The following is a 22,647-nucleotide window of genomic DNA, read 5'->3' as shown; positions in this document are numbered from 1 at the left end:
GCTTGACACTCGATTTTGACAAAAAAACTCCCTATTTTTTAAATTTTATTGATATAAATTTAGAAAAATGGTATCACAAAGATGTCTTTTATAGGTAAATTCACGAAATTATGTTGCTAAATGACAATTCTCTGTGCTATCTTATGTGCAACTTTCTGCACACTAGAAAACCAAGGCATACGGATGTACTGCCATCCGTTTGTTATACAAATTTTATCGAGGAGGATATGCTCATGTCAAAACATTCAGCGGAAAAAACGCCCGCAGGAAATAATGGGATGAAAAAAACACTTTCCTTGTGGAACTTTTTCACCATTGGTTTCGGCGCGATCATCGGAACCGGGTGGGTTCTGCTGGTAGGCGACTGGATGATCATTGGAGGAGGCCCCCTTGCGGCCATTATCGCGTTCGCGGCCGGCGCGGTGTTTCTTTTGCCGATCGGTGCGGTATTCGGCGAACTGACCGCAGCAATCCCAATTTCGGGCGGTATTGTGGAATATGTGGATCGGACCTATGGTTCGAAAGTTTCGTATTATACCGGCTGGCTTCTGGCGCTGGGGAACGGAATCCTCTGCCCATGGGAAGCCATCGCGATTTCCACGCTGGTTTCCGAAAAATTCGGTGAATTCTTTCCGGTTCTCCGCAGCGTAAAGCTTTACACCATTCTCGGCGCAGACGTCTATTTGTTCCCGACCCTGATTTCGCTCTGCTTCGCGGTCTATGTTATCAGCCTGAATTTTAAAGGCGCTTCCTCCGCGGCAAAACTGCAGGCCTTTTTAACCAAAGCGCTACTGGCCGGCATGGTGCTTGCAATGGGGATTTCCCTTTTCAAGGGCGGCCCGCAGAACATCCAGCCGTTTTTCAGCAAGGTAAACGGCCCGGCTTCCAGCACCGATGCGAACAACCTTTTCGCGGGAATCCTCAGCGTTCTCGTAATGACCCCGTTCTTTTACGCCGGATTCGACACCATTCCCCAGCAGGCCGAAGAGGCCGCCGAAGGGCTGGACTGGAATAAATTCGGCAAGATTATCGGCCTTGCGCTGCTTGCTTCCGGCGGATTCTACATGATCTGCATTTATTCCTTCGGCTCCATTATCCCGTGGACCGAATTTGTAAAAAGCTCCGTTCCGGCGCTTGCCTGCCTGAAATCTATCAACATTGTTCTTTATGTAGTCATGCTGTGCATCGCAACCATGGGGCCCATGGGTCCCATGAACTCGTTCTACGGGGCATCGACCCGTATTATGCTTGCCATGGGGCGGAAAGGACAGCTTCCGGAAACTTTTTCCCGGCTTGACCCGAAAAAGGGGACTCCCGTCACAGCCAATATCCTGATGTCTGTTCTGACCCTCGCGGGCCCGTTCCTGGGCAATAAAATGCTTGTCCCGCTGACCAACGTTTCCGCTTTGGCTTTCATCTTTTCCTGCACGATGGTCAGTTTCGCATGCCTGAAAATGCGTAAAACTGAACCGAATTTGAACCGCCCCTACAAAGTGCCCGGCGGAAAGCTTGGGATCGGCGCGGCGTGCGTAGCCGGCTCAATTATCATTGGGCTTTTGGTTGTTCCCGCAAGCCCGGCCGCTTTGAAGCCGGTGGAATGGGCCATTGTTTTCGGATGGCTGGCGGTCGGACTGCTCCTGAGCATCCTGTCCAGCAGGAAAAAGGCCCAGGCTTAAATAGTGTGTGCTATTTCTAACATAGAATCATGATACAGGAGGAATTTTTATGAGTAAAAAGACAGCGTTTACAGGCGGTTTGCTGATCGACGGCACCGGCAGGGAGGCAATAAAAGATTCCCTGGTGCTGATTGACGGCAAAAAAATCGAGTATGCCGGCCCGAAAAAAGAATTCGGCCCGGATTACGAAGTGCGGGATATTTCCGGCAAAACCATTATGCCGGGGCTAATCGACACCCATCTGCATTTTTCCGGCAACCTGACGGACAACGACAGCGACTGGGTGCTTGAAGACCCGATTCAAAAGACCGTCGTCGCCGTTCAGCAGGCGCACGAATGCCTTGAGCACGGCCTGACCACCGTTGGTGAAATTTCCCGTTCCGGATTGCATATCCGCAATATGATCGAAGCGGGCGTTATGACCGGCCCCCGCGTGGTCGCCACCGGTCTTGGCTTTGCACGCACCTGCGGCCATGGCGACAGTCACAAGCTGCCCCTTTGGTATAACGAGCAGTCCCATCCTTGGGCAGAGCGCGTAGACGGCCCGTGGGAACTGCGCAAGGCGGTTCGCAGACGCCTTCGCGAAAACCCGGACGCGATTAAAATCTGGTCGACGGGCGGCGGCATCTGGCGCTGGGATCAGAAGCTGCACCAGCACTACACCCTTGAGGAAATCCAGGCAGTCGTTGACGAATGCAACATGGTCGGCATTCCGGTATGGTCCCACGCAGAAGGCTACGGCGGCGCTCTGGATTCCGCAAAAGCGGGCGTACATCTGATCATTCACGGACAGACCCTCAACGACGAATGTCTGGACATTATGGCGGAAAAGGGCATCTACTTCTGCCCGACCATCCAGTTCCTGAACGAATGGTTCAAATCCTACGCCCCGCCGTATATTCCGGAAGTTCATGACCAATATCCCGGAGACACCGTTGCCGAAAAGGAATTGAACCGTGTTTACGCAAACCTGCGTAAAGCAAAGGAAAAGGGCATCGGCCTGACCATCGGTTCCGACTCCTTCTGCTCCAGCCTGACGCCTTACGGCACCACCGCAATCGGCGAAATGTACTCCTTCGTGGAAAAAGCGCAAATTTCCGAGATGGACACCATCATGGCCGCCACGAAAATCGGCGCGGAAATGCTCAAGGTCGGCGATGTTACCGGTACGCTGGAGGCAGGCAAATTTGCCGATCTTCTGGTAATTAACGGGAACCCGCTGGAGAATATCCGTGCGATCCATGTGGACAACATGGAGGTGATTATGAAGGAAGGCGCGGTGATAAAGGGATAAGCTTTCTGAATTCCATTTCGACCCATACAAACGCCTTTAAGAAAACAGGGTGGAACCGGCAGCTTTCTCCGGTTTCCGCCCTGTTTTCCTTTTTTAATCTGTAAGGGACTTAGCTTTCGCTGATAATGCCATACTGAACGGCCCACTGATATTTCTCGTAAGCCGAAAAAAGGGCTGTCTGCGCCGCTTTTACCTTTGCCCTTTGGGTATCGAGCGGATCCTGCGCATTGATAAGGGAAAGCTGGGAAAGCAACCCGGCGTCATACAGCTTTTTGGAAGCGTCGAAGTTTTTCTGCTCCACTTCCAGCGCCTTCTGTTCCACCGCAAGAAGATTGTTTTTGTCGTTCACCGCGTCATACAGCTTGCGGAACGACGCGGCAAAACTGCCCTTTTCCTCGTCGTAATCCGGATTTTTATAGGCAGAACCGGAGGTGTCCCCCGGGTAAATCGCAAGGGCATCCGCCAGATCGTCTTTAAATTTGATTTTGCTGACGTCGCTCAGCCTAGCAAACGGAAGGGGATGAATATCGAGGGAATGGTTGTAGTTCCTGCCCAGCATGGAGTTGAAACTGCGCTTCAGCGCTTCAAGCTGGGACTGCATGGCCTGAATGTTGGCCTGCAGAGAATCCCCCTGCGCCTTGGTCTGTTCAAGCTCTAGGTCGCTGACATAACCCCCATCGTGCAGCTGCCGGATATTGCTCAGGTTCGCATTGAAGACGGTTTGCTTCCGGAGCATCTCGTTAAGCTGGTCGCGAAGGCTGTTGAAGGATATAAACAGGCTTTTCGCGGCAATTACGGTCACATCGTGCGAAGTGTTCTTGCCGCCCATGGACTGCTGAAGGATGGAAGTGGTGGCGCCGATCTGAATAAGGCTGGCCTTTACAAGGGCAAGCTGGTTGGAAACCGACTGGTATTCCGTGCTCCCCGGCTCCAATGTGCTCAACCGGCTTGTGAGCGTCGCGGCATAGCTACTGAGCGAACTGGACGCGGACTCCAATTCGCTAACCGCGTCGGTGAAATTCACACAGTCCTCTACCAGATCCTCAATGTCATCGTAGCTTACATTTTTTACATCCCATGCGTCCGCCGCAAAAGCCGCGGGAGCACAGGCGCCGATGAGCAGGCTAATCATCAGCAGACAGGATAATATACGCCTTTTCGTAAAAACTCCTCCTTTATCCGTTTGTATGGGAAACGATATGCAGATTCACACCGTCTTTGGCCTTATTAACGCCCTGAACAATGACCTCGTCGCCGCTGCCAAGGCCCTTCGCCTCTACATACGCGCCATGCGTTTCCCCAAGCGTTACCTCCACCCGGACCGCTTTTCCGCTGCGCACCGCAAAGACATAGGTTTTCCCTTCGCGCCTCACAACGGAACGGGTAGGAACCAGAACGGTTCCGGTACTGCCGGTGTTGGAAAAATGCACGCTTGCCTGCATGCCGTCTTTCAGGTTCTGGGCGTTCACAATGGAAATCTTCACCGGGAACATCCCGCTTTCCGAAGAAGCGATGGAAGCGATTTCCGTAACCGTCCCCTCCGTTTTGACCCCGGTTGCCGCAAGGAATACGGTGGCCTTCCCGCCGACGGAAAGCTTCCGAACCATGGACTCGGTCACGTTGACAGAGACTTCCATGACCGCATTATTGGTAATCTGGAAAGCCGCGCTCTGCGGGGTAGCAAGGTCGCCCTCTTTTACGTTCACCGCGCCCACGGTCCCGTCCATTGGAGCTTTGACCGTGGAATCGTCAATGCGCTTCTGCGCGATTTCAACGGCTACCTCTGCAGAATCTACGCTGCCCTTTGCCGCGGCTTCGTTATTGGGATTGATCGCCTGCATGGTAAGGGTATAGTTTAGCTGCGCGGTATTCAGCGCGCTCTGCGCGTTCCTCCTGCGGGTATCCGCCGCGTTCAGTGTGTTCTGTGCAGCGGCTTTCGCACTTTCCAGCTGCGCGCTCGCGCTGTTCAGCGCGTTCTGCGCATTTTTTAAATCGTTTTGGCTTGCCGCCCCGGTCGACACCATGAGCTTCGTCTTTTCATAGTCGCTTTTTGCCTTATCGTAAGCCGCCTGGGCTGAAGCGGTCAGTTGATTCTGGTCATATTGCTTTTTCACCATGTTGTAATTTGCGGTGGAATCGCGCAGCTCGTTCTGCGCTGCGGAAAGTGCCTGGCGCGCCTGCTGCTCCGCCTGCTTGCTTGCCGCGGAACCGATTTTCTGCTCGTTTGCCTTCGCGGTGTCAAGCCCTGCCTGCGCCTGCTTCAGCGCAAGCTGCGCATCGGAGGTGTCGAGCTGCATCAGCACGTCGCCCGCCTTCACCGTTTGCCCTATTTTTACATTTACGGAAACTACTTTGGCGGAAACTGCGGGAATAACCGCCATGGTCCTTTGTGAATGGATTACCCCGCTGTAATCGGCGCTTGCCAGCGCGTCCATGCTTTTCACCTTTGCGGTTGTCACGCTGAGCCTGTCGTCCGCCCCGCTGCACGCCGTCAGGACGGTGAGAAGCACCGCCGCGCACAGGATGATGGAAATTCCTCTTTTCATGGTTCTATCCCTCCTTGCTCAATGCAGATGGATGGCAACTTCACAGTTCATGCCATACATAAGGGGCAGTTCGTCCGGGTTGTCGATGACAACCTTAACCGGAATCAACTGCTTTACCTTGGTATAGTCCCCGCTGGTGGAAAAGCTGGTCATCCCGTTGCTGAAATAGGTCTGGGTGACGGTGTCGATTTCCGTTACCCTTCCCGAAAACACGCGCTTTCCGTACGCGTCGATGGTCACATCCACCTTCTGTCCCACCGCCACCTTCGCGATCTCGGTTTCTTCAATATTCACGCCGATATACATATCGTCGGTGTCCGCGATAACGGCAAGCTGGGTCGTCGGGCCCGCAAGCTGGCCGACAATGGCGTCGCTTTTGACCACCGTGCCGTTAATCGGAGAAGTAATGTTCGGCAGTATTTCCTGGCGGCCAAGGACCTGATTTTTCACAACAAAGTCTCCCTTTGAAACATCCCATTCCAAAAGCTTGGAGGAGGATGTGCCGGTTACGGTGTACATTTTCGCCGTTACCTTCGCGTTGTCTGTTTTCAAAAGATTGGCATTGACCGAAAAATAGTAGAATGCTCCTGCACAGCCGCCGATAACCAGGACGAAAAGCAGGATGATTCCTATTTTCTTAAACTTTTTCATATATGTACCTCTTTTCCTTCAATCTGTAATCATCCGACGGGAAAAGTTTTATCCTGTTTCATCTTCCTCCCCGTTTTCGAACTGGGACTGATACAGGCTGGCGTAAAATCCGCCCTTTGCCAGCAGTTCTTCATGGTTGCCCTGTTCCACGATATCCCCGTCCTTCATGACAAGGATCAAATCCGCGCCGCGGATTGTGGACAGCCGGTGGGCAATGACAAAGCTGGTGCGGTTTTGCATCAGCGCGTCCATCGCCTTTTGAATCATTACCTCGGTGCGGGTATCGACCGAGCTGGTCGCCTCGTCGAGAATCAAGATCTTCGGGTCGGAGAGCACCGTCCGCGCAATCGTCAGAAGCTGTTTCTGCCCCTGCGAAATATTGGTTGCTTCCTCATTCAGAACCATCTGGTAGCCGTCCGGCAGGGCGCGGATAAATTCGTCACAGTGCGCCGCCTTTGCCGCCGCAATCACCTCTTCATCCGTTTTATCGAAAGAGCCGTAACGGATATTTTCCATGATGGTTGCGTTATAGAGCCATGTGTCCTGAAGCACCATTCCGAATATGCTCCGCAGCCCTTCCCGGGTGTAGTCCCGGATGGAATGTCCGTCGATCAGTATATCGCCGCTGTTCAGCTCGTAAAAGCGCATCAACAATTTTATAATTGTAGTTTTTCCGGCTCCTGTCGGGCCGACGATAGCAATGGATTGGCCCGCGCGGATCTTGCAGGAAAAGTCCTTGATAATGATTTTATCCTCGGTATAACCGAACCGGACATTTTTAAACTCCACAACTCCCTGTACTGCCTCGGGGATAACCGGCGTTTCGGTTTCCGGAATTTCCTCATCCTCCGCTAAAAACGCGAAGACGCGCTCCGCGGCGGCGGCGGTGGACTGGAGCGTATTCATGATATTGGCAATCTGCGCAATCGGCTGGGTGAACTGGCGCACATACTGGACAAACGCCTGCACGTCGCCAACCGTAATCGCCTTTTTTACCGCAAGGTAACCGCCAAGAATACAAACGACCACGTACCCCAGATTTCCTACAAACGTCATGACCGGCATCATCATACCGGTTAAAAACTGGGAAATCCACGCAGATTCAAACAACTTTTCATTATATTCTTTAAAGGTTTCAACCGCTTTCGCTTCCCCGTTGAAAACCTGGACAACGTTATGGCCGGAGAAGTTTTCCTCCACCTGCCCGTTGATATGACCAAGGTATTCCTGCTGCTGCCGGAATTGCTTCTGTGCCGGCTTCATAATCCCGCCAAGCAGAACCCCCGTAAGCGGCAGGATCAGGAAGCTGACCAGCGTCATCAGCCAGGAGATGGAAAGCATCATGATTAGCACGCCGAGAATCGTCGCGGCGGAAGTGATGAACTGGGTCAGCGACTGGTTCAGCGTTTGCGAGATCGTATCCACGTCGTTGGTGACAAGGGAAAGCACTTCGCCGTGGGTGCGCGAGTCAAAGTAGCGAAGCGGCATACGGTTGATTTTCTCCGTTATGTCCTTCCGGAGGCGGTAGGTAATCTTCATGGAAACGCCGGACATAATGTATCCCTGCAAATAGGAAAACATGGCGGACAAGAGGTAGAGCCCGACCAAAAGCAGGATATGGCTTCCGATATATTTAAAATCCGTCAGCAGCCCGGTTCCCAAAGCGTAGGCCATCAGGCCCTCGAACAGCTTGGTGGTTACTTTTCCAAGGAGCTTCGGCCCAAGGATGGAAAACGCCGAGGAAGCCGCGGCCAAAATGAAAACAACAATCATCGGCGTGCGGTACTCGTCGGCATAATGGAAAAGCCTTGCCATGGTGCCGCTGAAGTTCTTTGCCTTTTCACCCGGAGCGCCCAACGCACCGGGGCCGAAACCGCCCATGCGGGGAGCCTGTTTTGGTTCACTCATGCAAGCTCCTCCTTACTAAGCTGGGAGAGCGCGATTTCCCTGTATACTTCGCAATTCTCCATCAGCTCCCTGTGGGTTCCCTTTCCCGCAATCCTGCCGTTGTCCAGAACGATAATCTGATCGGCATACATAATGCTGGAAATGCGCTGCGCGACGATCAATATTGTCGCCCAGCCGGTTTTCTCGCGTAGTGCCGCGCGGAGCTTCGCGTCCGTCTTAAAGTCGAGCGCGGAAAAGCTATCGTCAAATATATAAATCTGCGGCTTTTTCACCAGCGCACGCGCAATGGAAAGCCGCTGTTTCTGCCCGCCGGACACATTGGAGCCACCCTGTGCAATCTCCGTTTCAAAGCCGTCGGGCTTGGTTTCGATAAATTCCATTGCCTGCGCGATCCGCGCCGCGTCGGAAATCTCCTCCAAAGTAACGGTGTCCGGGTCGGCATAGGCAAGATTGCTCCGAATTGTTCCGGAAAACAGGATGCCCTTCTGCGGGATATACCCGATTTGCTTTCGCAGCGCGTGAAGGTCATATTCGCGGATATCCACGCCGTCGAGGGTAATCCGCCCGTCCGTCGGGTCATAAAAACGCGGCAGCAGGTTCACCACCGTGGATTTTCCGGAACCGGTCGAACCGATGAACGCCGTCGTCTGGCCCGGGCTGGCTGTGAAATCGATATCGTGCAGGACTTCCTCCTCCGCGCCCGGATACCGGAACGAAACATGTTCAAAGCGGACAACGCCGCGGCAAGATTCGGGCGTCTTGGGGTTTTCCGGATTTACAATGGACGGATTTGTTTCCAGTACGTCGGCAATCCGGTCGGCGGAAACGGACGCGCGGGGAATCATAATAAACATCATTGCCATCATCAGGAACGCCACAACAATCTGCATAACATACTGCATATAGGCCAGCATATCGCCCACCTGAAGCCGCAGCGCAGACACCTGCCATGAACCGACCCAGATAATCAAAACCGTTATCAGGTTCATAATCAGCATCATGGTCGGCATCATAAATGACATAATCCGGTTAATAAACAAATTGGTATCCGTAAGATCGAGATTTGCCTTATCGAAGCGCTGTTCCTCGAACCGCTGGGTGCTGAACGCCCGGATAACCAGCATACCCTCCAAATTCTCGCGGACAATCCGGTTCAGCCGGTCAATCAGCCCCTGCACAATGCGGAACCGGGGCAGCGCGAACACAAACATAAACAAAACCAGAAGCAAAAGGCAGCATACCGCCAGCGCAATAACCCAGGACATGGACCTGCTTTTCGAAAGCGCGCGGATAACGCCGCCGGTACCGAGGATGGGCGCGTAAAAAACCATACGGATGACCATGACAATCAGCGTTTGCACCTGCGTAATATCATTGGTTGTCCGGGTAATTAAAGAAGAAGTCGAAAACTTGTCAAATTCCGCATTGGAAAACGATTCAATCTTCTCAAACAGATCCAAACGGAGCGTCCGACACACCCCTGCCGCCACACGCGCGGCAATAAGGCTGACAAGAACGCTGCACACCGTGCTGAGCAGGGCAACCACAAGCATCTTCGCGCCGACGCGCAGGATTTCCTCGGTGTTTCCGGAGGCAATGCCGTCGTTAATAATATCCGACATATAATCCGGCAAGGCAAGGTCGCAGTATGCCTGGCCAAACAGAAGTGCAATCGCCGTTAAAAAATGTGTTATGTACGGCGTGCAGTATTTCATGAGTCTTGTCATACGGTCACCACCTCCTAAAAACCAAATTTTCTATATGGTACTACAGTACCATAATAATTTCAACTGGTATAATAATGATTAAATTTGGTTGCAATATAATTAATTTAGTTATAATTACCCTTGATTTATTTTGGACATCTCTGGTACTATAATCGTTGAAAAGATAATAAAACGGGCCCAATACAGAAAGGAGAATGCAAAATGCCGGAAGGGAACGAAAACGATACGAAAAGACTCATTCGCGAAACCGCGACGCGCCTTTTCCGCGAAAAATCCTTTGAAGCCGTTACCCTCAACGACATTTGCAAAGCCAGCGGGATCAATAAGCATACGTTTTACTACTATTACAAATCGAAAGACGAACTGCTGAAAGAATTTTATTGTTTCCCATGGCAGCTTACCCCCGCGGAAGTGACCGCAATCCTGACTTCCAACAACTATGTCGAGCAAATGTTTCTGATTATCGAAAAGTACACGGATTTTGTAAAAACAACCGGGGTGCACATCATCCGTCAGATTTTAATTAAAAATCTGACGCAGGACGTAGGCACCTTCCGGGTCAGCAACGATATCCTGGAAATTGCCAAACTGGAAATGAGCATCATTAAAAAAGGGCAGCAGCACGGCCAGTTCCACAACACCTCCGACCCAAAGGTGCTTGTGGTCCTTCTGCATCAGGTGCTGCATTCGGTCAGCTTGATGTGGGCCGTTTTCCACGGCGAATTTGATATAAGCAGGAGCGCCCGTTATCTGCTGGAAGGCCTGCTGGATGTAGACGCTTCCTACCGGATTACGGACGAGCAGGATTTGGATAAGTTTACGAACCTGTTTAACGGAATCATTCATAAGCATACGGGACAAAACTTTTCCCCAGACGATAAAAAAGGAAGTGCGGAGAAAAAAAGCCAGTAACGGATTGGAAAGAACAAACCGTCTGGAAAATCAAGCTTGCAACCCCCCGGCAGGGCCGGAGGTTCAAATGATAATAGGAAAACACGCCTTGCGTACGCTTTTAAAGCTGCTGCAAGGCGTGTTTTTGATTCTGGGGGGAACGCGGTTTTTACTTTTTAATCGGAAAATAGACTTCGGTTACGAATTCCTCCGGAGCAACGTTGTCATCGTACCCTTTGATATACAGCTCGAACGGGGGACCCGAAATCGTATAGCCTTCCCTGTCAATCCATTCCATCAATGCGGTGTAGCATTGGTTAAAATTCTCATACGGGCCGACATGGGTGGCAAAACAGCAAAGGCCCGGGTCAAGCTTGCGGACTGTGCAGGCGCTGTCTTGTGGAACCTCCGCGCCGACTTCGATATCGGTGGCGTCATGGTTAAACTCGCTGTCGTGATAGACCGTCAGAAGCAGGCCGCACGGCTTGACTTTATTGCGCTCCATTTCCGCAAACAGATCGCCGTAAGCCCTCGGAAAGTCCTTCACGCCCATCCGCCTGCGCAGGCTGAAAATCGTTTTTGGCTGGAACGAAACCGTCTTTATCAGATAATTGATTTCCATAATACTGTCACACCTTTCAATTCGTTTGAGATCCTCCTCCATCTGGAGAAGGACGGACTCTTGCTCCCGAATCTGCCTTTGCAGCTCGATCCTTTTCTGATTGATTGCTTCTTTCAGGTATGCCGCGTCGTCTTTTGAAAGGATTCGCGCAATTTCGGGCAGGGTAAACTGATACTGCTTTAACTTGGAGATCAGCAGGATGTCCCGCAGCTGGGAAACCCGGTAATAGCGGTAACTGGAAAAATCGCTGACATAGCCCGGTTTAAAAAGGCCGATCTCATCATAATATCTTAGCGTTTTTGCAGACACCCTGCTGATTTTGGAGAATTCTCCAATGGTAAGCATTTTATCAACTCCAGCTTTTCTTTAGAACATGTTCTGCTATGAGTATAAGCGTTCCAGCAAGGGGAAAGTCAAGGGTTTTTTCATAAAAAAAGTACTGCCCCGAAAACGGAGCAGATGATTTTACAAGCGAATCACGATTTATAAACCGCGTTGCGGTATTCGTTGGGTGACATTTGCTTTATCTTTTTAAAGACCCGCGAAAAATGGTTAACGTCGTTGAATCCCAGCAAATCTGAAATTTCGTAAATCTTTAAAGAAGGATTTTTGAGCAGTTCTTCCGCTTTCTTAATTCGCGTTTGGTTCAGCAGGTCACAGAAACTCATATGTGTATATTTGTTCAAAAGCTTGCTGAGGTACCACTGGCTCACATACGCTTTTTCCGCAAGCTCGGTAAGCGTCAGCTTCTCTGCGTAATGAAGCTCTATGTATTTTAAAGCTTCCCGCACAATAAAGTTGTTTGCCGGGCTGGTCTCCTGTAATTCTTCCGCTGCTTTCTCCTTTGATCCCGCCGCCCCTTTATGCTGCCTTTGCAAATTCTCCGTCATGACCTGCAGCGCTTCCTCCAACTCATCCATTTTGGAAGGCTTCAGCAAAAATCTTGTCACGCCGATTTGAATTGCCCGCGTCGCATATTCAAAGTCCCGGTATCCCGTGAGTACGGTAATCTGCATATCGGGGAACTCTCCCTTCAACCCGGCCAACATGGTAAGCCCGTCCATATTTGGCATTTTGATATCTGTAAAAAGAATATCCGGCTTGTTCTCCCGAATCACTTTTGCACCGGATTCCGCATCCGAGGCAACGGCAACTACCCGGCAGTCATATTTGGCCCAATCGACCACCTTTTTAAGGCCTTCTAAAATCATATCTTCATCATCAACAAGAATTACTTTAAACATGTTGAACTCCTCCGAATTATCCTACTGAAATTATAACACAGATTATAGAAAAATAAAAAAACGGGATGTATTTTTGCGGAAAGCAAAATGATTCAGAAAAGCCATGTATCCGCAAAACATCCTTGTGCCGCGGAGGAAGTGTATCTGTATTAACAAAACATATCGGAGGAAAAGGAAAACAGCGCACAAAGGCAGCCGCAGTTTGCGGCCGCCTTTGTGATTACGCAAGAGAAAGAAATTGTTTTAAGATATCGCTGGTTTCCCGCGCAGCCTCCAGAGTGGGCATTTCGCAAAAAATCCGCAACAGCGGTTCCGTACCGGAAAAACGCGCAATAATCCAGCCTTTATTTTTAAAGTATACCTTACAGCCATCCATATAGGACACCTTTTCGATTTCGTATGGGAAATCGGGCAGCCGCTTATCGCTCAGCAGGATTTCCGTGATTTTATCCTTTTCTTCCTGTGAAAACCGAAAGTCGGATTCCTCCATTTCGCAGTTCCCGTACCGGCCGGTAATTTCGCTGTATATCTCCGACAGGCTGCGTCCTGTGGCTGCAATCATTTCCACAAGCAACGAAGCCGCGTAAATACCATCTTTTCCCTGAATATGTCCGCGCACGGTAAGTCCGCCGGAAGATTCCCCCCCGATAATCGCATTTGTTTCCGCCATCTTTGCAGAAATATACTTAAACCCAACCGGGACTTCATAGCAGGTTTCGCCAAAATCCTCGGCAATACGGTCAAGCAGATGGGTGGTAGCTATGTTCCGCACCGCTGCTCCGCGCCATCCTTTAAACTTCATAAGGTAATAATAGAGCATGACCAGTATTTTGTTCGGATGCAAAAATTCAGCCCTGTCATTAATTACACCGAGCCTGTCTGCATCACCGTCGGTCGCGATTCCAATATCGCAGTGATTCTCCTCAACATAATTTGTCAGCCCGGTAAGGGTTTTGCTGTTCGGTGCGGGCAGCCTGCCCCCAAACAAGGCATCGTGCCGTTCATGGATGACATCCACATTGCACCGCGCCGTCATCAAAATGGTTTGCAGCGCCGTTTTACTGACCCCGTACATCGGGTCAAGCACGATTTTGAGGTTGCGGCTTCGAATTGCATCCATGTTGATAGAACGGATAATGCTGTCAATGTATTGATTCATCGGATCAATCAGTTCAATCAGGCCGTTTCTTACGCCGTCTTCAAAGGAGATCCGCTTTATTTGCACCGGGTCAATGTCTTTTATGTATTGTTCCAATTCGCTCGTCAAAGCTTCGTCGGCATCCCGTCCGCCTTCCATAAAGACCTTAATTCCGTTGTAAATGGCTGGATTATGGCTGGCGGTCACCGCCATACCGTAAGGCAGCCCATAATATTTCACCGTAAACATAATCAACGGAGTAGGCGATTCCCTATCGATCAGGCGGCAGAGGATTCCCTCCCCCGCCATAACCTCCGCAGCCCATTTGGCCGCCTCTTTGGAAAGGAACCGCCTATCATATCCGATTACGAATCCATTTGCAGCGTTGTCCTGATTCTTCAGCTTTCTGGCAATTGCCGCCGTTAACAACTGGACATTTGCCTTGGTAAATTCATCGCCGATTACTGCGCGCCATCCGCCTGTTCCAAATTTAATCATATTTCCATCCCACTTTTCTCCGTGCACAAACCGCTCTGCACGGCGAGCGTTCTCTCTGTTTACCCCATAACAACATGAACGCTGTGCTGCGTCCCCGCTTTCTGCACCGGAATCCAACCGGAAAGGGTTTTTCCGTCCATCTCCATTGTTTTGACCCCCTTGCTGACGCCGCACGGATTCTCAACATGAATCCGATACACAGCGCCGCGCCAAACGCGGGTAACGTCAAAGCTGCCCCAATCCTTTGGAATGCACGGGTCAACAATCAGGTGGTCGAAATCCGGCCTTACGCCAAGAAGGTACCGGGTTGCGGCAAAATACGCCCAACCGCCGGAGCCTGTCATAAACGGATGCCTTGCCCGCCCGAAGGCGGTATGGTCTTTACCCATTACAAATTGGCAGTACGAATAAGGTTCCGACTGCCGAACCTCTATTTTATCATTCTGGTTATAGGGCAGCAGGGCATTATAAAATTTCATTGCCCTGTCTCCCCGCCCAAGCGCTGCCTCGGCACACCAGGCCCACGGATTCGGATGGCTGAAAATTGAGCCGTTCTCCTTAACGCCCGGATACACCCGCGTGACAAAGCCGATTTCGTCATCACTTTTCGTATAAGACGGCGCATTGAGCATTAAGCCGTATCGTGTATAGAGGTATTTGTCAACAGAATCCATTGCCTTAACCGCACGATCGAGGTCAGCCACACCTGAGAAAACCGCCCAGGCGTTGGATTCGATATGTACCTTGCCTTCCTTGTCGTCATGCGTACCGATTTTTCTGCCGCTGCCGGTAATTCCCCGAATATACCACTCCCCATCCCACAGGTTGTCATTGCATGCCTTTTTTACCTTTGCAGCCATCTTTTCATATTTTTCTACTTCCTCCGTTTTCCCAATGAAGCGGGATAAAGCGAGAAAATGCTGGAGCGCCCAGTAGTGCAGGAAGGAAACCATTGCGCTTTCTCCGCCACCTAAATTCAGGCAGTCATTCCAATCGGCGCGAAGCCCCTTACAGATCCCCGTTGCGCCAACCTGTTCGGCGGAAAAATCCAGAATCCGCATCATGTGCTGATAGACCGTACCTTCTCCGCCGTCGGCGTAGGTAACCATTTCATCCAGAAGGGAAACCTCCCCTGTTTCTTTAATATATTCGCTGATTGCGGCAATCAGCCACAGCGCGTCGTCCGAGCAGGCATCCTTAATCCCGTGAACCTTTTCCTCCATGCTGGGGGTGGGGATCACCGTCGGGGATTTGAAGCTTTGCTGTTTCCCTTGGAATTCCGGATCAAACCACTCCGGCTGAAACAGATGCAGTCCGTAGCCCTGTTGCGTCAGGCCGCGGCAAAGCTCAATAATGCGTTGCCTGCACTTTTCGGGATTAGAGGATGCGATGGTCATAGCATCCTGTGAGGTGTCGCGGAAACCCAGCCCGGTTCTGCCGCCCACTTCAATAAACGAAGCGAACCGCGAAAACATAATGTTTACTTCGGCCTGATACAAATTCCAAATATTTAACGAAGTGTTCATTCCCTGATTCGGGGTGTTTACCTGCAGCTTGCTGAGCTTTTCGTCCCAGAAGGCTGCAAGGTCGGAAAACGCCCTGTCCACATTGGCTGGATCGGAATATTTTTCCCTCATTGGGGCGGCCGTTTCCCGTTTTCCTTCCCCCAAAAGGAAGGCGATCCGAATATCCTGTCCGGGCTGCAAAACGAGTTTCTTTTGCAGGGCGGCACAGTGGTTACCGGTTTTTTCAAAACTGCCGGTACATTCTCCTCTTTCTACTGCAATCGGATTCCTTTCATCGCGGTATGCTCCCAAAAAGCGGTCCCGCAGGCAGTCAAATCCATCGGGCTCAAAGCTGGAGGTAAACCACTGATACCCCGATTCTTCATAATAAAGGTCATATTCAATGATGCCGTCGGCATAACTCGAACCGGATGCGTACAGGCTCATCTGAAAATTCTGATTATCCATATCGATTTGGTGGAACGAGAATTCAATGTAAGAGTATATGCTGAGACAGCGTGGCCGGGAACTGTTGTTTTTCAGTACCACATCCCACAATTCGACCGGCTCGTTCAGGGGAATAAAAATTGTCTGACAAGCGGAGATCCCATTATATTCACAGGAGTATTTCGAATAAGACAGCCCATGCCTGCATTCGTATTTCGCCTTGGTCAAATCCTTTCCAACAGGCTGCCACGAAATGCTCCAATACTCGCCGGTATCGTCATCGCGCAGGTACACATAATGGCCGGGGCGGCTGATCGGCGCATTGGGGCGAAAGCGCGTAATGCGGTGGTACTGGGGAGATTTATAAAAGACATAACCGTCTGCGGATTGGCTGAGAACCGCGCACATATCGTTTACACCGATATAATTTGTCCACGGAACCGGTGTGTTTACGTGATCAATGACATATTCTCTATTTTCATCGTCAAAATAGCCGTATCGCATTCTCCCAATTCTCCTTTTACTTATATTCTGTATAAATTATAGAACATATCCCAAATGCAATGAATAACAGATGTTGTTCTTAATTGTATATTCTTGTGTAGCTTCCGAAAAAGCCGAACCCGCTTAACTCCGCGCTTCCATTGCCGAATAGGACGAGTTGGTTATGCCCTTTCCCGCTAAGCAAATCCAGCATAAAAGGGAGTTTTTATTATACTCAATGCTAAAGCATTTTGGACTTCCCGGCACAATCGGGAGTTTTCGTTTGACAGTCTGAACCCCACGCATAGCGCATGGTTTTCAATTGACAAAAAAAGCCGGCACCGCGAAAACGGCGCCGGTCTGCGTAGATTAAAGGATATTTGGCAAAGGTTTTTTGCTGTTAAAATCTCATTCAATCTCGTAATTTTTAATTAAATTATCCATTGTGCTTGGAACCTGAGCAGTAAGAATCAGGCCGGTTTCGGTGTACTCCTCGTTTTCCACCGTACCGTCGCGTCGAATCTGTGCCGCCAGCCCACTTTGCTGAAAGGGCAGCAGAAGCTTTACCCTCTTTGTTTTTACCGGAAGATTCGCTTCAATCGCGGCCAGCAGCTTGTCCACTCCGGTGCCGTTTGCCGCACTAATCCGCACGGAATTGCCCATAAAAGGAATCACGCTGGCACCCGTAAGAAGATCACATTTATTGAATACGGGAATGATCGGGCGCCCTTCGCAGCCAAGCTCAGCTAAAAGCTCCGCCGTTACCTTTAAATGCACCTGGGCTTCGGGGCTGGACGCGTCGCAGACATTCAAAAGGATATCCGCTTCGGCGGCTTGTTCCAGCGTGGAGCGGAACGCCTGCACCAAATGGTGCGGCAGGCGGCGGATCAGGCCGACCGTGTCAATCAACATCACCGTCGTGCCGCAGGGCAGCTTCAGCGCCCTCGCCGTGGGGTCAAGCGTGGCAAACAGCATATTTTCCGCCAGAACGCCCGCCTTCGTCAGACAATTCATCAAAGTGGATTTTCCAGCGTTCGTATATCCAACCAGCGCAACCGTAATAATCCCGTCCTTTTTCCGGCGGCGGTTCATCAGTCCGCGGTGCTTTTCCACTTCCGCAAGCTGTTCGTTCAGCGTGTTGATGCGCCTGCGGATATGGCGGCGGTCGGTTTCCAGCTTGCTTTCACCCGGACCGCGCGTTCCGATTCCGCCGCCTAGGCGGGAAAGCGCGGTTCCTTTTCCGGCCAGCCTCGGCAGCATATATTTCAATTGAGCAAGCTCCACCTGAAGCTTGCCCTCCTTGCTCCTCGCCCTTTTTGCAAAAATATCCAGAATCAGCATCGTCCGGTCCACGACGCGCACCTTACTGATTTCCTCAATATTGCGGATCTGGGTGGGAGATAATTCGCAATCGAAAATAAGCAGGTTCACTTCATGCTTTTTGCAGAAATCCGCTATTTCCTGCATCATGCCCGACCCCACACAGGTCGCTTTATCCGGCGAAGGCCGTTTCTGCGTAATCGCACCGAAAGGCTCCGCTCCCGCACTTCTCGTAAGCTCGTACAGTTCCGCTAAGGAAGCGTCCGCATCATAATCGCCGGTATCCACTTCCACTAGCAGCGCACGCTCGGTTTCCTCTTTCATTTCATGCAGATCCAACCTGCTCATCTCCATTGCGACATATTTCCCCAAAAAGTATCTTTATTTTAGCTTATTCGCTTGCCGATTGCAAATAAAATATGCATTTCATTTATCGAAATGCAATGTAGGTATAGTCTTCTCCATCACTATTAAAATTATTGTATATGCCTCCGTTGGATGGGTTTGTCTGGGACTGGCATACAGTTAATTTGGAAACACCCAGATTTACTCCCAGACTGTTTCCCTCCTTTGTGGCAAAAGCCAGACTACTTTTATTGTATCCGCCATTCGGCATGTAAAGGCTGCTGGCGGTAAGCGGGGCGAACACGATGACCAGCCTTGCGTCAAAAGGCAGGGCAATATCCTGTTTCGGCGCCCCGTTTCCGCAGTAGCTTCCAATGGCAATACCATCCTTCAACAATGTCCGGTCGGCGGCAGACAGGTGCATCTCCGTATTGTGGAAATGCGATGTCAGAAGGCTGTCCAGCAGCATGTTGTCATCCACAAAGTCTTTTCGCATCGGCTTGTCCGTTCCCGCCCAGCAGTTGAGCCCCAGGCTCGTTTTGTTGTTTGTCGGCATAATTTCCTCCTTACAATTGCATCCGGCCGCCGCCGTAATTATCCACCGCATCCCATGTAAGGCCCATTTCCTCCAGCGCGTCAAACATTTGGTTTTCTCCGTCGATATTGTTCCATGAAATGCTTCGAAAATCCAGCTCCGCGTCTAAATGGGCCGGAAGGAATAATTTGGCGGCCTGTTGGATGGAAAGCCCCTGCTCGCTTTTGGCGCCGGCATCCTTGCAGTTTACATAAATCTTCTTTTCCGGAATATATTCACACACTTCCACGTCGATCCCCGGGGCGGACAGCGCGTATTCCATATCCTTTCGGGTAAACGAATTCGGCGTGACCGCGCTGCGTTTTAGAATCCGGCCGCGCCGTTCCTGCGTGCTTCCGGCCGGTTGAATCCGCAGCAGGCTTTCCCAATTCAAAAGGCCGTAGCCCGAAGCGGTCGCAATATAGCTTTCCCTTTGCAGCTCCGTCAGCGCTTCAAAAACCATATCCAAGCCGGCCGCATACGCCTGCAATTCATAATCTACCTGCGTTGTTCCGTCCAAGGCATACAGCCCTGTCGCCCTCATGCTGGAAACCATTGATTCAAGCACGCGCATCAGTTCACCCCCGCGTAAGTGCCGATTTGTACCGTGCCGCAGACGGCAAGCTGACTGGGAGCAATCTTTTTATCGGTAATAACGGCGTTGTCAAACGCATAATTCTTGATTTTTCCGGTAGAAAAGATTTGAACGCCCAGCGCGGCTAAAATCACCGGCTCTCCCACCGACAAATCTTCAAAATACCTTCGGATTGCCTGTTCGCAGGCGGTTTTCGCCTCATCAAACGGCACGTTGTCCGCGGGGGCTACGTATACGCTGATTTTTACTTCCACCGTCTGCGCGGAGGAAACAGCCACATTTACGTTTACCTCCCGCAGTTCGTCCAGTTCTTTCTGCACCTGGCTTACAATCTCCGGCGAAGGCGCCCCTCCCCGACCGCCGAGATACACGCCGACGGTTCCCGCGCCCCTTTCGCGCGGCACAACGCCTACTGAATACACGCCGTCGTGCTTTATGGCGCATTCGCGGTAAAACGCTGCGTTCGTCCCGTTGGAAATGCTTGCGTAGCTTTGCATCAGGCGGCTACGCAGCTCACTATCGCTTTCGCTGTCCATGCCGCCACGGAAGGGGATCGGATTTGTTACGGTTTCCAACGCCGGGGGCGGCGTGACCATCCGCGTAACCGTGCCTGCCTCCGTATTGCCGCTTCGCCCGCCCTGCTCGGCTTTCGCCGGTACGGTGACGCTCAATTGCCCGCTTTGCAGAATTCCTTCCTGTGTTGTCACGTAACGCACCGGATTTTCCCCCGCGGTGGAACACACGGTTCCGGCGGGAATCACCGCGTTGTACCACAGCGTCGTACTGCGCTGAAAGGTAAGGCTTCCCGAAGCGGCCACCGACTGTTTCCGCGTCAGCCCGCGCTCCTGCGCGCGCATCTCCAACTGCTCCCCCTGTGCGCTCTGCGCGAAGGTCTGCATCTTCAACCACTCTACCGCGCTGCAAAGGGAATACACCTCCCCGGCAAGCACTTTCATGCGGATACCGATATCGGACGCGTCGTCGGGCGAATAGCCGGAGAGGGCTGTGAATTTTTCCTTCATGGCGGTAAGGATTTGATTATAACCGTACATTACAGCTTCACCTCGATTTCGCTTTTTTCCGCCCCGCAGCAAAGCCGGATCACAACCGCGCACGGAGGGTTTCCGGTACACGCGACGCTTTCCACCGTTATCTGCGGCAGGGAGCGGAGCGCCTCCTGCGCCATGGTAAACGCTTTTTCATTCAGCCCGCTGCCGTCGGCCTTCAGCTCATGCAGCCGGCTGCCGAGCTGCGGGTCATACACAAAACTTCCAAGCGGAATTTTCAGCCGGATTGCAGCGCGCTGCAAAAGCTCCTGTTCTCCGCTGATCTGTTTCGGCCTTCCGTTCGGGCCGAGAAGGAAATCCCCGTTCTTCAATGCCGTATCCAATCTATCCCTCCTTTTTCGCGGCAATAACCTGGCCGTTGATAACAACCTCGCCGCTGTTTTTCAGGTAGATACACGCCCCGCCCGAGGAAAACAGCATCAGTTCCCCCGGCGCAAGGCCCCGGTCGCCGCAAACTGCGCCGATGCATGCGCTTCCGGCATCCGTACCGATGACAACCGTCCGCGCTGAACTCGGCGGAAGGTATGCAATTCCCCACGGCGAAAGCAGCGGCAGCCCACGGTATTCGTTCATCCCCTGCATCACCGAACCGCCCGTCACTTCCGCTACCTGCCCCGCCGGCGGCTGCTGTTGGGCGGATATCATCTGCTGTGAAAGCCACATCCTCTCACCTCCTCAAAATATAACGGCTGCGCTCGCCGCTCGAATCCAGGCGGTACTCTATTTCCGCAATATACAAACCATCCAAATTCCCAAGCACCGGATCCCGCACTCTTGCGCTCTGCAAAAGGTGCGCGCAGATTTCCCCCGGGCAATCGACCACCGCCCGGAACGATTTATGCCGCGCCGCCCGGATTTTCGCGTCGGCATTGGTATTGCCCTCCGCAAGGCACCTTTTTCGGCGGATTCCGAGCGAAAGCGCTTCCTCATCCTTTACCGCTGTGCCATAGGCGCCGCTTTTCCCCGGTTTTATAAGGATTTCCGAAATCCGGTCGCAGTAGCGGTATTCCAAAAAGGCAGCGGAATAGGGGATTCCGCCGGAATTGTCAAATACCATTTCTCCGGTCAGGATTTCGCCCGATGCATCGAAAATCCCCTCAAGAATCCGCGGCTTCCTGCCTAAAAAACGGGTGCAAAAGCCTTCCGCCGCCTGCCACTCGCTCATGCCTTTGGTAACCGTCAGTTCCCCGGAAAAGCTTCTGCGCTCCCCGCGGAAGCCCGAAAATCCGTACGGCTTTATATGCCTTGTAAAAATCGTTTCCAGCGACGGCATACAATACGTCTGCGGAATCGCCTCGTTGTCCAGAAGGAGCGCGGCGCGGCTGCGTGCCGCCAGCGTAAGCGTCCGGCCCGCGCCGCAGCTTTCCTTTTGCTCGTCCGTAATTCCGTCAAATCGAAGCGTACCGTTTTGGCCGTAAATCCGGATAGCACAGATACGTCGGCCGCTCTCCACAAGGGGAAACACGCCCGTAAACCCGTCCGCCGGCGCGTCCTCCCCCATTACCAGCTTTGCCGAAACCGGGGGAGGAAGCGGGAACTCCCCCTCCGGCGTAACCCCGATATACTTCACGGAAGCACCACCCTTTGCCCTTTCTCAAGCCCGTTCGGCCACTGAATCATGGGATTCAGCCTTTTCAGCGTATCCACATCGGTGCGGAAACGGTTTGCAACGCTCCAAAGGTTTTCCCCGCCTGCGCAGACATAAATCCCCCCCGGAACCGTACCCGCCGGCATTTCGGCGGAGCCGTCCTCCACAAATACAAAGCTGTATGTAACGCAGTCCGGCTGGGCTTCGCCAATCATTTTCAGCGAAGTAAACGCCGCCTGAAAAGGAACCACTCCCGGAAGACGAAGCGTACCGCTGCCGCCCTCGGTAAAAACGGAAGCCAGCCGGCTGAATTCCTCCGCGCATCCTGCGCCGATAAATTCCCCCGTACCGGTAACAACCCGCTTGTCGCAGCCCAAATCCTGCAAAACGCTACCGAAGAGCGGCAGCTTCAGGTTGCTGACATTCCGGCTGTACTCCACCTGGATTTTTTGAGGGTTAAACGGCCAGATATAATTTTTATAGCTCATAGGCTGGTTTTTCACGGTTCTTCCCCCTCCCGCAAAGGAT

General features: G+C 51.9%; 20 protein-coding genes. 3 read left to right on the top strand and 17 right to left on the bottom strand.

Annotated features, from left to right (window positions below; all coding sequences use genetic code 11):
- Positions 1-233: 233 nt before the first annotated feature.
- A complete protein-coding gene (locus CAGA_RS02845) occupies positions 234-1,676 on the top strand; it encodes an APC family permease (protein ID WP_407932299.1) in 1,443 nt (480 codons plus the stop codon).
- 49 nt (positions 1,677-1,725) lie between these two features.
- Positions 1,726-2,970, top strand: coding sequence for a metal-dependent hydrolase family protein (locus CAGA_RS02840; protein ID WP_135657531.1), 1,245 nt, complete (start codon positions 1,726-1,728; stop codon positions 2,968-2,970).
- Between the two features lie 109 nt (positions 2,971-3,079).
- On the opposite strand, the gene CAGA_RS02835 is transcribed toward CAGA_RS02840, so the two are convergent.
- The 5 genes from CAGA_RS02835 to CAGA_RS02815 are packed head-to-tail and all read right to left on the bottom strand — an operon-like array spanning position 3,080 to position 9,802.
- Positions 3,080-4,102: a TolC family protein gene (locus CAGA_RS02835; RefSeq protein ID WP_135657529.1), complete on the bottom strand. Its 1,023-nt coding sequence runs from the start codon at positions 4,100-4,102 to the stop codon at positions 3,080-3,082.
- 43 nt (positions 4,103-4,145) lie between these two features.
- Positions 4,146-5,516 (bottom strand): efflux RND transporter periplasmic adaptor subunit, encoded by a 1,371-nt coding sequence (locus CAGA_RS02830; protein ID WP_135657527.1) that lies wholly within the window; start codon positions 5,514-5,516, stop codon positions 4,146-4,148.
- Between the two features lie 18 nt (positions 5,517-5,534).
- On the bottom strand, positions 5,535-6,167 hold the full coding sequence (locus CAGA_RS02825) for an HlyD family secretion protein (RefSeq protein WP_135657525.1): 633 nt from the start codon (positions 6,165-6,167) through the stop codon (positions 5,535-5,537).
- A gap of 48 nt (positions 6,168-6,215) precedes the next feature.
- Complete coding sequence (locus CAGA_RS02820; RefSeq protein ID WP_135657523.1) at positions 6,216-8,075, bottom strand: ABC transporter ATP-binding protein; 1,860 nt, start codon at positions 8,073-8,075, stop codon at positions 6,216-6,218.
- Positions 8,072-9,802 carry an ABC transporter ATP-binding protein gene (locus CAGA_RS02815; protein ID WP_135657521.1) on the bottom strand — a complete coding sequence of 577 codons (1,731 nt, stop codon included), beginning with the start codon at positions 9,800-9,802 and terminating at the stop codon, positions 8,072-8,074. The genes CAGA_RS02820 and CAGA_RS02815 overlap by 4 nt, the downstream gene beginning before the upstream one ends.
- A gap of 201 nt (positions 9,803-10,003) precedes the next feature.
- On the opposite strand from CAGA_RS02815, the gene CAGA_RS02810 reads away from it, so the two are divergent.
- A complete protein-coding gene (locus tag CAGA_RS02810) occupies positions 10,004-10,714 on the top strand; it encodes a TetR/AcrR family transcriptional regulator (protein WP_135657519.1) in 711 nt (236 codons plus the stop codon).
- A gap of 148 nt (positions 10,715-10,862) precedes the next feature.
- Here the strand turns inward: CAGA_RS02810 and CAGA_RS02805 are convergent, their stop codons facing one another.
- From CAGA_RS02805 to CAGA_RS02750, 12 genes are all read right to left on the bottom strand, one after another.
- A complete protein-coding gene (locus tag CAGA_RS02805) occupies positions 10,863-11,660 on the bottom strand; it encodes a MerR family transcriptional regulator (RefSeq protein WP_135657517.1) in 798 nt (265 codons plus the stop codon).
- A gap of 131 nt (positions 11,661-11,791) precedes the next feature.
- Positions 11,792-12,559, bottom strand: a complete 768-nt coding sequence (locus tag CAGA_RS02800; RefSeq protein WP_135657515.1) for a response regulator transcription factor — start codon at positions 12,557-12,559, stop codon at positions 11,792-11,794.
- A 220-nt stretch (positions 12,560-12,779) separates the two neighbouring features.
- Positions 12,780-14,195 (bottom strand): phosphoglucomutase/phosphomannomutase family protein, encoded by a 1,416-nt coding sequence (locus CAGA_RS02795; RefSeq protein WP_135657513.1) that lies wholly within the window; start codon positions 14,193-14,195, stop codon positions 12,780-12,782.
- 59 nt (positions 14,196-14,254) lie between these two features.
- Positions 14,255-16,651 (bottom strand): GH36-type glycosyl hydrolase domain-containing protein, encoded by a 2,397-nt coding sequence (locus tag CAGA_RS02790; RefSeq protein ID WP_135657511.1) that lies wholly within the window; start codon positions 16,649-16,651, stop codon positions 14,255-14,257.
- Between the two features lie 387 nt (positions 16,652-17,038).
- Positions 17,039-18,298: a GTPase HflX gene (hflX, locus tag CAGA_RS02785; protein ID WP_407932301.1), complete on the bottom strand. Its 1,260-nt coding sequence runs from the start codon at positions 18,296-18,298 to the stop codon at positions 17,039-17,041.
- Positions 18,299-18,380: 82 nt separating this feature from the next.
- Positions 18,381-18,851: a hypothetical protein gene (locus CAGA_RS02780; protein WP_135657507.1), complete on the bottom strand. Its 471-nt coding sequence runs from the start codon at positions 18,849-18,851 to the stop codon at positions 18,381-18,383.
- 10 nt (positions 18,852-18,861) lie between these two features.
- The gene (locus CAGA_RS02775) at positions 18,862-19,443 is read right to left on the bottom strand and encodes a DUF2313 domain-containing protein (RefSeq protein ID WP_135657505.1); all 582 of its coding nucleotides are present in this window, start codon (positions 19,441-19,443) and stop codon (positions 18,862-18,864) included.
- Complete coding sequence (locus tag CAGA_RS02770) at positions 19,443-20,516, bottom strand: baseplate J/gp47 family protein (RefSeq protein WP_135657503.1); 1,074 nt, start codon at positions 20,514-20,516, stop codon at positions 19,443-19,445. The genes CAGA_RS02775 and CAGA_RS02770 overlap by 1 nt, the downstream gene beginning before the upstream one ends.
- The gene (locus CAGA_RS02765) at positions 20,516-20,854 is read right to left on the bottom strand and encodes a histidine kinase (RefSeq protein WP_135657501.1); all 339 of its coding nucleotides are present in this window, start codon (positions 20,852-20,854) and stop codon (positions 20,516-20,518) included. Before CAGA_RS02765 ends, CAGA_RS02770 begins: the two co-directional genes overlap by 1 nt.
- 1 nt (position 20,855) lies before the next feature.
- Positions 20,856-21,194, bottom strand: coding sequence for a hypothetical protein (locus tag CAGA_RS02760; RefSeq protein ID WP_135657499.1), 339 nt, complete (start codon positions 21,192-21,194; stop codon positions 20,856-20,858).
- Positions 21,195-21,198: 4 nt separating this feature from the next.
- Positions 21,199-22,101, bottom strand: a complete 903-nt coding sequence (locus CAGA_RS02755; RefSeq protein ID WP_135657497.1) for a hypothetical protein — start codon at positions 22,099-22,101, stop codon at positions 21,199-21,201.
- A complete protein-coding gene (locus tag CAGA_RS02750; protein WP_135657495.1) occupies positions 22,098-22,622 on the bottom strand; it encodes a LysM peptidoglycan-binding domain-containing protein in 525 nt (174 codons plus the stop codon). The genes CAGA_RS02755 and CAGA_RS02750 overlap by 4 nt, the downstream gene beginning before the upstream one ends.
- Between the last annotated feature and the right edge of the window lie 25 nt (positions 22,623-22,647).

It is taken from the genome of Caproiciproducens galactitolivorans, assembly GCF_004768785.1.
GTDB classification, from domain to species: Bacteria; Bacillota; Clostridia; order Oscillospirales; family Acutalibacteraceae; genus Caproiciproducens; species Caproiciproducens galactitolivorans.
Note: the sequence above shows the minus strand (reverse complement) of the source record. Positions and strands in the feature narration are given on the sequence as shown.

What these genes read in the sequence shown, in the direction of transcription:
- hflX (WP_407932301.1), bottom strand. Translation starts at nt 18,298, where the DNA reads ATGAGCAGGTTGGATCTGCATGAAATGAAAGAGGAAACCGAGCGTGCG.
- CAGA_RS02825 (WP_135657525.1), bottom strand. Translation starts at nt 6,167, where the DNA reads ATGAAAAAGTTTAAGAAAATAGGAATCATCCTGCTTTTCGTCCTGGTT.
- CAGA_RS02835 (WP_135657529.1), bottom strand. Translation starts at nt 4,102, where the DNA reads ATGATTAGCCTGCTCATCGGCGCCTGTGCTCCCGCGGCTTTTGCGGCG.
- CAGA_RS02760 (WP_135657499.1), bottom strand. Translation starts at nt 21,194, where the DNA reads ATGTGGCTTTCACAGCAGATGATATCCGCCCAACAGCAGCCGCCGGCG.
- CAGA_RS02810 (WP_135657519.1), top strand. Translation starts at nt 10,004, where the DNA reads ATGCCGGAAGGGAACGAAAACGATACGAAAAGACTCATTCGCGAAACC.
- CAGA_RS02805 (WP_135657517.1), bottom strand. Translation starts at nt 11,660, where the DNA reads ATGCTTACCATTGGAGAATTCTCCAAAATCAGCAGGGTGTCTGCAAAA.
- CAGA_RS02790 (WP_135657511.1), bottom strand. Translation starts at nt 16,651, where the DNA reads ATGCGATACGGCTATTTTGACGATGAAAATAGAGAATATGTCATTGAT.
- CAGA_RS02770 (WP_135657503.1), bottom strand. Translation starts at nt 20,516, where the DNA reads ATGTACGGTTATAATCAAATCCTTACCGCCATGAAGGAAAAATTCACA.
- CAGA_RS02830 (WP_135657527.1), bottom strand. Translation starts at nt 5,516, where the DNA reads ATGAAAAGAGGAATTTCCATCATCCTGTGCGCGGCGGTGCTTCTCACC.
- CAGA_RS02845 (WP_407932299.1), top strand. Translation starts at nt 234, where the DNA reads ATGTCAAAACATTCAGCGGAAAAAACGCCCGCAGGAAATAATGGGATG.
- CAGA_RS02815 (WP_135657521.1), bottom strand. Translation starts at nt 9,802, where the DNA reads ATGACAAGACTCATGAAATACTGCACGCCGTACATAACACATTTTTTA.
- CAGA_RS02820 (WP_135657523.1), bottom strand. Translation starts at nt 8,075, where the DNA reads ATGAGTGAACCAAAACAGGCTCCCCGCATGGGCGGTTTCGGCCCCGGT.
- CAGA_RS02780 (WP_135657507.1), bottom strand. Translation starts at nt 18,851, where the DNA reads ATGCCGACAAACAACAAAACGAGCCTGGGGCTCAACTGCTGGGCGGGA.
- CAGA_RS02840 (WP_135657531.1), top strand. Translation starts at nt 1,726, where the DNA reads ATGAGTAAAAAGACAGCGTTTACAGGCGGTTTGCTGATCGACGGCACC.
- CAGA_RS02800 (WP_135657515.1), bottom strand. Translation starts at nt 12,559, where the DNA reads ATGTTTAAAGTAATTCTTGTTGATGATGAAGATATGATTTTAGAAGGC.
- CAGA_RS02795 (WP_135657513.1), bottom strand. Translation starts at nt 14,195, where the DNA reads ATGATTAAATTTGGAACAGGCGGATGGCGCGCAGTAATCGGCGATGAA.
- CAGA_RS02775 (WP_135657505.1), bottom strand. Translation starts at nt 19,443, where the DNA reads ATGCGCGTGCTTGAATCAATGGTTTCCAGCATGAGGGCGACAGGGCTG.